The organism is Halomicronema sp. CCY15110, assembly GCF_016888165.1.
Classification (GTDB): Bacteria; Cyanobacteriota; Cyanobacteriia; order Phormidesmidales; family Phormidesmidaceae; genus Halomicronema.
This window is the reverse complement of sequence record NZ_JACSWC010000374.1, coordinates 20,810-30,817: the sequence shown is the minus strand read 5'-3', so window position 1 is coordinate 30,817 and position 10,008 is coordinate 20,810. Positions and strand designations below refer to the sequence as shown.

Here is a 10,008-nt window from a genome sequence, read left to right as displayed (position 1 = left end):
GTTGTCGTGGGGACTGAGCCCAGCTGGTCAGCGCCCTTCAGCGCCCTCTGGATTGCCGAGGGTTCAACCCTCTCGCGTTTGCCGCGTCGGTTAGGGCCGCACCGAGCGTTGCCGTCGAACCCGCTGGCGGGCAAAATCATGATGGTGGTCGAAGCTTTCAGCCATCGCCCGGTGCAGGTTTGGCATGATGAGAATCCTCAGCGCTCCGATATGAGCTGGAGTGATGAGTTAGCGGCGCTGTTGCCCGTCGGTGGACTGGTGATTGTGGATATGGGCTTTTTCGCTTTTCCTTGGTTTGATGCGATGAGCACCGCCCAAAAGTACTTTTTGACGCGGCTCAAACGGCAGGTGACCTATCAAGTAGTACAAGGGCTTTCGAGTGGCCCTTGTTACCGTGATGGGACTCAATCGTCGTCATCCCTGTCAGCATCCAGTCCGGCTCGTTTCGGTGTTGTGGGGCCAGATTTGGTATCGCTACTTGACCAATGTCCTGGACCCAGAAGTGCTTTCTGCGCGGCAGGTGTGTGACCTGTATCGGCGGCGCTGGCGGATTGAAGAAGCGTTTTTGCTCACCAAACGATTGTTAGGCTTAGCTTACTTGTGGGTGGGTGGCACTAATGGCATCAAAATTCAAATCGATGCCACCTGGACGTTTTATGCGGTGCTCAATGACCTCTGCGCGGCGGTGGCCTTGGCCTTAAACCAACCGATAGAGATGATTTCGGTAGAAATGGTGTTTCGTAGCCTCTATCACTATGCTCAGGCGCAGCAAAGAGCGGACGAGACGGAATTAATTTCTTTTCTGGTCAAGTTTCACAAATCGTTCGGCCTCATCAAAGCTAAACGAAAACAACAGCGGCAAAACCAGGCACGCTCCATTGACATTTGGGAGCACGCTCTAACTTGACGCTTATGGCAAGATGCCTGCCCTAACAGTTTGGCTGTTGGATGTTGTTATTTGATCCTCATTCCTGACAGTCGCTTACGTGGCGGCAAACGTTAGCCAAACTAATCACAGCCCTCCAGATAAAGAAACCGTCTGGGGGGCTGTTTCCTTTAATATAGTTACGAGCGAGATTTCATCTCGACCTTCAGAAATATGCAGACTTAGAAGGCGTTGCAACAACATGGCTGAAGACAAGACGGCACAATCGGCTCCCAAGGCAACAAAAGCGAAAAAGGAAAAACCGCCCAAGCTGGAAGACAAGCCCTTTGGTGAGTTTATGGAGCAGCATTTTTTGCCGGCGTTGGACGAGGCGTTGGGATCGGATGGCTGGGAAGGCGTACAGCTGTCACTGGTCGATGCACCGCTCACCGTCAAAGGGGCGGATGCCCAAGAGACTTATTGGCAATTGCAGGGCAGCCACCCCAGCAACTTAGACCATCGTTTCAATATTGTGTTTACGCAGGACGACATCACCAGCCCGAAGTATTTCTATTACAGCCAAGGCAATGGCCCGGCCAGTGCGATTGAGCAGTTCATGGGGGATGAGCGTCGGATCACGCTGGATTTGATGGTGCTGTACACGCTCCAACGGTTGAAAGGTCAAAAGTGGCTGAGCCGTAATTAGTGCGACAAGATGGCGTAAAAAGGCTTTCCGTTACCTGCGGTGGGTCAGGGGAGCGAGGGGGTTAAGGGGGACTGCTGCCGGCGAGGACTCGTAAGCGTGGTAGCCAGTGACCCGTGACGCGATTTTCAGTCATCAACATGTGAGTAGACCATGGAACGGGTCGCGATGCTCTAGGATTGAAAAGGCGTTTTTGCAGGGGTGCGAGCCACTGCCACGGGTAGTTTATGTTGTCAGCGATCGCAACTCTTACACAGCGGCTAGAGCAGGCTTTGGTGCAAGCTTTTGGAGATGATTTGGCGGGCACCGATCCGGTTTTAGTCCCGGCCAGCAACCCAAAATTTGGTGACTATCAAGCCAATTGCGCCATGGCCCTGGCGAAGCGGCTGAAGGACAAGCCACGAGCGATCGCGGAAAAAATTGTCGCCAATCTGGCAGTCACTGACATCTGTGAGCCGCCGGAGATCGCTGGCCCCGGCTTTATCAATTTGCGCTTGCAGACAAGCTATTTGGAGGCGCAGTTAGCGGCGATCGAGGGTGACGAACGGCTGGGCGTTGCCCCCGTGACATCGCCCCAAAAAGTGATTGTGGACTTTTCGAGCCCCAACATTGCCAAAGAAATGCATGTGGGCCATCTGCGCTCCACGATTATTGGCGACTCCATCGCACGGGTGTTGGAATTTGTCGGTCACGATGTACTGCGGCTGAATCATGTTGGCGACTGGGGCACTCAGTTTGGCATGTTGATCACCCACTTGCGTACCGCCTGTCCCGAAGCATTGACGGGCTCTGAACACGTGGCGATTGGGGATTTGGTGGCCTTTTACAAACAGGCTAAACAGCGGTTTGATGAGGATGAGGACTTTAAAGCGCGATCGCGCGCCGCTGTGGTCGAGTTGCAGTCCGGCGATGACTCAGCTCGCCAAGCGTGGCAAGTCCTCTGCGACCAATCACGCCAAGAATTTCAAAAAATCTACGATCGCCTGGATATCAGGGTCACTGAGCGGGGCGAGTCCTTCTACAATACTCTCTTGTCTGATGTCGTGGAAGGCTTGAAGACCCAAAGCCTACTCGTCGAAGATCAGGGCGCTCAGGTCGTCTTTTTGGACGGTTTCACCAACAAGGCAGGCGATCCCCAGCCGCTGATCATTCAAAAGTCGAATGGGGGCTTTAACTACGCCACGACTGACTTAGCTGCCATTCGCTATCGCACTCAGCAAGATGGGGCCGAACGGATTCTCTATGTGGTGGATGCGGGGCAGGCCAACCATTTCAACCAGGTGTTTCAAGTTGCGGGCAAAGCCGGCTGGGTGCCCGAAAAAGTGGAGTTAAGCCATGTGCCGTTTGGTCTCGTCCAGGGCGAAGATGGCAAGAAGTTTAAAACGAGATCGGGGGAAACGGTCCGGCTCAAAGATTTGCTGGATGAAGCGGTGGGCCGTGCCCGCACTGATTTGGAAAGTCGCATCGCGGCTGAGGAACGCCAGGAAAGCGACGAGTTTATTCAGTCCGTCGCGGAAACCGTGGGTCTGGGGGCGGTGAAATACGCGGATCTCAGCCAAAACCGCACGAGCAACTACATTTTCAGCTACGACAAAATGTTGGCGCTGCAAGGCAACACCGCCCCCTATTTGCTCTATGCCTATGTGCGAGTGCAGGGCATCAGCCGCAAAGGCGGCATTGACTGGCAAAATCTGGGCGCAGACGCGGCAATTCATCTCGAGGATGAGAGCGAATTCGCTCTCGCGAAGCACATATTGCAACTGGATGAAGTGATTACGGAGGTGGCGCAGGATCTCTACCCGAATCGCCTGTGCCAATATCTGTTTGAGCTCAGCCAAAAGTTCAACCAGTTTTACGATCGCTGCTCGGTCTTACAAGCCGAGGAACGGCAACGCACCTCGCGCCTCATGCTGTGCGATCTCACCGCCCGCACTCTGCAACTAGGCCTCTCACTGCTGGGCATCCAGGTATTAGAACGGATGTAGCTAGGGGGCACGGGCACAGCGGGTCTACGTATAGTTGACTAACTTCTCACGTCCTTCCGGACGGTGGCGCAGCCGTTGCGAAAGGCTGAAAGTCAAATGCTATCTATAGAGCCTATGGAGACCCCAAAAGCAGCTTCTAAACTCTCGTCTTCGACAGAGTACGCCTTGATTTTTGGCGCTGGGGCCAGTGCTGCCATGTCCCTGGCTGCGCAACAAATCGCGGCGGCCTCGGTACCCGTCACCGCGTTAGTGGCTATTGGCTTACTCAATCGCCATCGCCTCGATCGCCAAATTCAGGCCAGCGAACCGCTGGGCTCCCTAGCGGAAGAACAGTCCCCCCGAGACCAAGCGGCCGCGCCCCCAACGGTGACGGCCCCGCCCCGCCCGACATCGCCCGCGCCGCGCCCCCACTTGCCGACCACTCCCGTCATGGGGCCAGCGATGAGTCCGTCAGCGACACCGATGATGAGTTCGCCGCCCCCCCTGCGGTTTGCTCCGCGTCAGCAGCGGGCGATCGCCGCCCAACAGGCTTTGCAAGCGGCACAGGCCGAGAGTTTAGAGAGAATTGGGACACAACTCCAGCAGCTCCGGACGGAACGAGGCTTGACTCTACAAGATATTCATCAGCAAACTTACATTCAGCGCTATGCGTTGCAGGCCATTGAACAGGGCGACTTAGACGCACTGCCAGAGCCCTTTTACATTTGCGCCTTCATCAAGAAATATGCGATCGCACTCGGATTGCCCGGCGGCGACATCGCTAACCAGTTTCCCCTCGCGTAAATTGCCCGCAGCCGCAGCCGCTAGAAGATTTCCCGTTTGGCTCTGCCGCCACCGGGGTCGTGTGGGGAGCACTGGTTCACCTGGCCGCTGCGAATCATCGCATCGACCATGACGATTAGTGACAATCCCGCCAACCAACAACGGTCGGTTGAAACTCCAGTGGACTGTAGTGTTTAGCATGGGAATATCGTTCATGGGAGTGGGGTGCGATCGCGCTCTAACCAATCGATGCAACAGACTTTGCAAATTACCGGCATGAGCTGTGCGGGTTGTGCCACCAGTGTTGAAAAGGCAATTCATCAGGTTGACGGAGTCAAAAACTGCATCGTCAACTTTGGCACTGAACAAGCCACCGTCGAGTTCAACGACCAGCGCCTGCAACTGCAAGATATCCAGCAGGCAGTTGAACGAGCGGGCTACGGAGCCCAGCCTGTCGTCGAGTTTTGGGAAACGTCGGCAGAGCAGGACACCTCGGCGGACTCGCAGACTCAGGAACTGCGACGCAAGACGCTGTTCGGCGGGGTGGTGAGCGCTATTATTGTGTTCGGCTCCATCCCCATGATGACGGGGTTGCAAATTGATTGGATTCCCATGTGGCTGCACCACCCTTGGGTGCAATGGGCTTTGGCGACGCCGGTAATGGGGTGGTGTGGGCGCGACTTTTTTGTCGGGGCGTGGCACAGTTGGCAGCGCCGCACCGCCGATATGAACACCCTCGTGGCACTGGGGACGGGGACGGCCTACCTCTATTCCCTCGTGATTACGATCGCGCCGCAACTGGTCACCAATCAAGGGCTGGAGGTCGCCGTCTATTACGAAGCGGCGGTGGTCATTATTACCCTGCTGCTACTGGGGCGCTGGCTGGAGCAGCGGGCCAAAAACCACACCTCCGATGCCATTCGTCACTTGATGGGCCTGCAAGCCAAAACGGCCCGCGTCTTACGGCAGGGGCAAGTGGTGGATATTCCCATTCAGGCCGTCGTGGTGGGGGACGTGGTGGTGGTGCGTCCGGGCGAAAAAATTCCCGTCGATGGGGAAGTGATCGAAGGGCAGTCAACGGTGGATGAGTCCATGGTGACGGGCGAGCCCATGCCGGTGACGAAAGGCCCGGGCGACGAAGTGATTGGGGCCACGATTAACAAAACGGGGAGCTTTCGGTTGCAGGCGGCACGGGTGGGCAAAGACACCGTGCTGGCGCAGATTGTGCAGTTGGTGCAGGCGGCGCAAAACTCCAAAGCGCCGATTCAAAAGCTGGCCGATCGCGTCACCAGTTGGTTTGTGCCGACGGTCATGGCGATCGCCCTCCTGACCTTTCTCGTCTGGTTTATCGCCACGGGCAATCTGACGCTATCGCTGATTACGACGGTGAGCGTGCTGATCATTGCCTGTCCCTGTGCGCTGGGGCTGGCGACCCCGACCTCCATCATGGTGGGTACGGGCAAAGGCGCGGAAAATGGCATTTTGATACGGGGCGGAGATAGCTTACAGCAGGCGCACCGTATCAACACCCTCGTGTTGGATAAAACCGGCACTCTTACTGCCGGACAGCCCACCGTCACGGATTTCGTTACCACGGCGGGCACCGCCAATCAGAATGAGTTAAAACTGCTGCGATTGGTCGCCGCCGTCGAGCAAAATTCTGAACATCCCCTGGCGGAAGCCATCGTGCACTATGCCCAGCGGCAGGAAATTGATGTCGATGCGTTGCCAGCGGTTTCGCAGTTTGAGGCGATCGCGGGCTGCGGCGTACAGGGTTGGGTGGCCGATCGCTGGGTGCAAATTGGCACACCTCGTTGGATGCACGATTTGAACATCGACCTGGAACGCCTCGCCACTCGGGAAACGGCCTTGGCGAGTCAGGCTAAAACCACGGCGATGATTGCGGTGGATGGCCACATTGCAGGGCTGCTGGCGATCGCGGATACCCTGAAACCCCACTCCCAAGGCGCGGTGCAGCGACTGCAAAAGCTGGGACTGGAAGTCATCATGCTCACGGGCGACAACCGTCACACGGCGGACGCTCTGGCGCGTGAGGTGGGGATTCGGCAAGTCATCGCCGAGGTGCATCCCGACCAAAAAGCGGCCAAGATTCGCGAGTTACAAGACGCTGGTAAGGTTGTGGCGATGGTGGGGGATGGCATCAATGACGCCCCGGCCCTGGCCCAAGCTGACGTGGGGATTGCGATCGGCACAGGGACAGATGTAGCGATGTCCGCTAGCGACATCACCCTCATTTCAGGAGACCTGCGCGGCATCGCTACCGCCATCCAACTGAGCAATGCGACCCTGCGCAATATTCGACAAAATCTCTTTTTCGCCTTCATTTACAACGTGATTGGCATTCCCATTGCCGCGGGGGTGCTGTATCCCATCACGGGCTGGTTGCTGAATCCCATCATCGCCGGGGCGGCCATGGCGTTTAGCTCGGTTTCGGTGGTGACGAATGCGCTCCGGCTTAAGCAGTTTAAGCCCCATTAATTCCAGTTTTCCGTGACTCGACGACACATCTGATTAGTATCGAGACTCGTAGACAAGCTATCTATTCAGAACGGGTTTGGCAAAGCCACCGGACATCGCCTTTGACGCGATCAAACAAGTGCCGCCGCGATCGCGTTTCTCCCTGATTCGATTATTCGATGCGAGCACCCGTCTCAGGGTTGAACCAGTGGATGGCGTGCGGCGGCATGGCGAGTTCGAGATCCTCTCGCTGCCAGGTCGCGTCAGCGGGAATCAAAGAACGAATCACCAGATTTTCATCACCGTGCACCCGCAGGCTCACCAGGTCGCTCATGCCCAGATTTTCGACCAAAAAGACATCGCCGCGAATCGTCTGACTGTCGCCCTCCTCCGGCAGGCGCACATGCTCAGGACGAATGCCCAAGACTACCGTGCTGTGAGACTGCGCTGCTTCTGGCAGATGAACCTTGAAGTCGCCCAATAGCACCGCGCCACCGACTTGCTCTGTGTTGATCAAGTTCATCTGGGGGCTGCCGATAAATCCCGCCACAAATTGATTCGCAGGCGTTTTGTAGATTTCGTTAGGGGTGCCCAGCTGCTGCAAGTAGCCTTCGCTGAGCACGGCCACCTTACTGGAAAGGGTCATGGCCTCAGTTTGGTCGTGGGTGACGTAGACCACCGGCGCTTTTTGCCGCTCAAAAATTTGCTTGAGGTCGGCGCGGACTTGTTCTCGCAGCAGCGCATCCAGGTTACTCAGGGGCTCATCTAGCAAAAAGGCATCCGGCTCTCGTACCAGTGCTCGCCCCAGCGCCACGCGCTGACGCTGACCGCCCGAAAGCTGTGAGGGTCGCCGATCCATCAGCGGATCAAGCCCCAGCACTTTAGACGCATCTTGAATGCGCTTCTGAATTTCGCCCGGTGGCATGTTGCGCAGCTTCAACCCCGAGGCGATGTTTTCGTACACCGTCATGTGGGGATACAGCGCGTAGCTCTGAAACACCATGGCGATGTTGCGATCCTTCGGCGGCAGCGGATTCACATCTTCACCGTTAATGAGGATTTTGCCCCCCGTGGCCTGTTCCAATCCGGCGATGACGCGCAGAATGGTGGATTTGCCGCAGCCGGATGGCCCGACCAGGGTCAAAAACTCGTTGTTGCCAACGCTGAGGCTGAGATCCTTCACGGGCACAACTTTGCGGCTGTAGGCTTTGGTGAGGTTTTCGAGTGCGAGAGTAGGCATGGGTTGGTTTGGGTAGGTGGGTAGGTGGGTGGCAGGGTGGCAGGGTAGGTGAGGTAGGTGGGTGGCAGGGTAGGTGGCGTAGGGGCGAGGCATTTTGGCAATAGCTATTCGGACGAGAGCGTAACGTTGTTCACAGAATGCCTCGCCCCTACAGAGAGGAGATGGAATCAGCCTTTAACGGAACCAGCGGTGAGGCCCTGGACGATTTTGCGCTGGAAGAACAGCACTAAGATCACCAGGGGCAGGGTGCCGACGACGGTCGCTGCTGCTAAGGGGCCGTAGGGCACTTCAAATAGGCTGGTGCCGCCGAGTTGGGCCGCTGCGACGGGGATGGTTTTCATGGACTCTTGCGTAATGAAGGTGAGGGCAAAGATGAACTCATTCCACGCGAAGATGAAGGCCAGAATGCCTGTAGTCACTAAAGCTGGCAAGGTCATGGGCAAGATGATTTGCCACAGCATTTGCAGCACGTTGTAACCATCGATTTTGGCGGAATCTTCTAAATCTTTGGGCAATTGCTGAAAGAAGCTGCGCATGACCAAGATCGTCAGCGGCATATTGATAGCGGTGTAGGGAATGATCAGCGCCAGATAGTTATTGGCCAACCCGGTGAACTGCACCAGCCGCAACAGGCCCAAAAACAGCAGGATATAGGGGAACAGAGTGACGCCCATGACGCAGGTGAGCACGAGGCGTTCGCCAGGAATCCGTAACCGGGCTAGGGCATAGGCGGCGGGTGCGCCAATGCCTAAACACAAGAGGGTCGAAACCACCGCGACGAACAAGCTATTCAAGATATAGATGTGAAATTGGTTGAGGGTGAACAGCTGAACGTAGTGCTCGAATGTGAACTGATCCCAGGAGGGAATGTAAACGACGGAGTCGGCGGTAATCGCGTCGTTCGTCTTGATGGAGGTCAGTAGTTCCCACATGGGCGGGCCAAGGCTGAATAACACCGTGAAGATGACGGCGGCCCACATGGCGATGCGCTGCCAGGGAATACGGTTGCCCTGGGATTCACTCGACGGTGGTGTGATGGGCTGTGGTGCAGTGGTCATGATTATTCAACCCCCGTTGCGGTACGTGATTTGGCAATGCTGAGTCCGGCGATCGCTACTACGGCAATCAAAATCAGGAACGTGACCACGACCAGAGCGGCCCCGTAGCCAAAGTCCAGGTAGCGCATCACGGTGTCGTAAATGTAGAGGGACACCATCTCCGTCGCGCCGCCGGGGCCACCGCCGGTCATCACCAGTACCAGGTCAAAAATGCCGAAGGCTAGGGCAAAGCGGAACAGCATGGCGATCAAAATTTGCGGCATGATCAGCGGCAGAGTGATTTGCCGAAAGCTTTGCCAGGGGGACGCGCCATCGATCGCGTGCGCCTCGTACAAATCTTGGGGAATGGATTGCAGGCCCGCCAGTAGCAGAATGGCGACAAAGGACGTTGTCTTCCATACGTCAGCGGCAATCACCGCGACCATCGCCCAGAAAGGATCCCCTAACCAACTGATGGACTCAGGAATGATGTGAAACCAGTTCACCAGCATGTCGTTCCACACGCCGAACTGATCGTTAAAAATCCAGCGCCACGCCAGGGCAATCAGCGCCGTCGGCAAGGCCCAGGGCAAAATTGCCGCTGTGCGCACAAATCCGCGTCCGCGGAATCCCTGGTCGAGGGTCAGGGCAATCCCCAGTCCCAGCCCTAACTCAAAGATTAAGGACACGACGGTGAACACCGCAGTGTTCCAAATGCTGCTCCAAAAGCGACCGTCCAGCGCCAAACGCACGTAATTGTCGAACCCGGAGAATTCGCGGGTGAGGTTGGTGCTGAGATTTTCGGTAAACAGGCTGGAGACGAAGGCCCAAATAATGGGGTAAGCGTAAACCAGCAGCAGCACCAGCACGGCGGGAATGGTGAGATACCAACCCGTGCGGCGCTCTCTTTGGCGGATGTAGTCTTGAGTCATGGCGCG

At 56.6% G+C, this 10,008-nt stretch carries 8 protein-coding genes and 1 pseudogene; 6 read left to right on the top strand and 3 right to left on the bottom strand.

All coding sequences use genetic code 11. The features are described 5' to 3' along the window. From JUK32_RS18545 to JUK32_RS18520, 6 genes and pseudogenes are all read left to right on the top strand, one after another. Positions 1–528: pseudogene (locus JUK32_RS18545) on the top strand (hypothetical protein); the annotation flags it as partial. Beyond that, on the top strand, positions 503–907 hold the full coding sequence (locus tag JUK32_RS18540; RefSeq protein ID WP_204140353.1) for a hypothetical protein: 405 nt from the start codon (positions 503–505) through the stop codon (positions 905–907). The pseudogene JUK32_RS18545 and the gene JUK32_RS18540, both read left to right, overlap by 26 nt. Before the next feature lie 220 nt (positions 908–1,127). Continuing rightward, on the top strand, positions 1,128–1,571 hold the full coding sequence (locus JUK32_RS18535) for a DUF2996 domain-containing protein (RefSeq protein ID WP_204140352.1): 444 nt from the start codon (positions 1,128–1,130) through the stop codon (positions 1,569–1,571). Positions 1,572–1,795: 224 nt separating this feature from the next. After that, positions 1,796–3,553, top strand: a complete 1,758-nt coding sequence (gene argS, locus JUK32_RS18530; protein WP_204140351.1) for an arginine--tRNA ligase — start codon at positions 1,796–1,798, stop codon at positions 3,551–3,553. A 114-nt stretch (positions 3,554–3,667) separates the two neighbouring features. Next, positions 3,668–4,336 (top strand): RodZ family helix-turn-helix domain-containing protein, encoded by a 669-nt coding sequence (locus JUK32_RS18525; RefSeq protein WP_204140350.1) that lies wholly within the window; start codon positions 3,668–3,670, stop codon positions 4,334–4,336. A gap of 228 nt (positions 4,337–4,564) precedes the next feature. Beyond that, positions 4,565–6,814: a heavy metal translocating P-type ATPase gene (locus JUK32_RS18520; RefSeq protein ID WP_204140349.1), complete on the top strand. Its 2,250-nt coding sequence runs from the start codon at positions 4,565–4,567 to the stop codon at positions 6,812–6,814. A gap of 151 nt (positions 6,815–6,965) precedes the next feature. On the opposite strand, the gene JUK32_RS18515 is transcribed toward JUK32_RS18520, so the two are convergent. The 3 genes from JUK32_RS18515 to JUK32_RS18505 all read right to left on the bottom strand — a co-directional run bounded on the left by JUK32_RS18515 (position 6,966) and on the right by JUK32_RS18505 (position 10,002). Next, positions 6,966–8,033: an ABC transporter ATP-binding protein gene (locus tag JUK32_RS18515; RefSeq protein ID WP_204140348.1), complete on the bottom strand. Its 1,068-nt coding sequence runs from the start codon at positions 8,031–8,033 to the stop codon at positions 6,966–6,968. A 167-nt stretch (positions 8,034–8,200) separates the two neighbouring features. Then, entirely contained in the window at positions 8,201–9,091 is an 891-nt protein-coding gene (locus tag JUK32_RS18510; RefSeq protein WP_204140347.1) for a carbohydrate ABC transporter permease, read from the bottom strand. Between the two features lie 2 nt (positions 9,092–9,093). Continuing rightward, the gene (locus tag JUK32_RS18505; protein WP_204140356.1) at positions 9,094–10,002 is read right to left on the bottom strand and encodes a carbohydrate ABC transporter permease; all 909 of its coding nucleotides are present in this window, start codon (positions 10,000–10,002) and stop codon (positions 9,094–9,096) included. Between the last annotated feature and the right edge of the window lie 6 nt (positions 10,003–10,008).

Excerpts from the sequence above, each read along its gene's own strand:
- JUK32_RS18515 (WP_204140348.1), bottom strand. The coding sequence starts at position 8,033 with ATGCCTACTCTCGCACTCGAAAACCTCACCAAAGCCTACAGCCGCAAA.
- JUK32_RS18525 (WP_204140350.1), top strand. The coding sequence starts at position 3,668 with ATGGAGACCCCAAAAGCAGCTTCTAAACTCTCGTCTTCGACAGAGTAC.
- JUK32_RS18535 (WP_204140352.1), top strand. The coding sequence starts at position 1,128 with ATGGCTGAAGACAAGACGGCACAATCGGCTCCCAAGGCAACAAAAGCG.
- JUK32_RS18505 (WP_204140356.1), bottom strand. The coding sequence starts at position 10,002 with ATGACTCAAGACTACATCCGCCAAAGAGAGCGCCGCACGGGTTGGTAT.
- JUK32_RS18510 (WP_204140347.1), bottom strand. The coding sequence starts at position 9,091 with ATGACCACTGCACCACAGCCCATCACACCACCGTCGAGTGAATCCCAG.
- argS (WP_204140351.1), top strand. The coding sequence starts at position 1,796 with ATGTTGTCAGCGATCGCAACTCTTACACAGCGGCTAGAGCAGGCTTTG.
- JUK32_RS18520 (WP_204140349.1), top strand. The coding sequence starts at position 4,565 with ATGCAACAGACTTTGCAAATTACCGGCATGAGCTGTGCGGGTTGTGCC.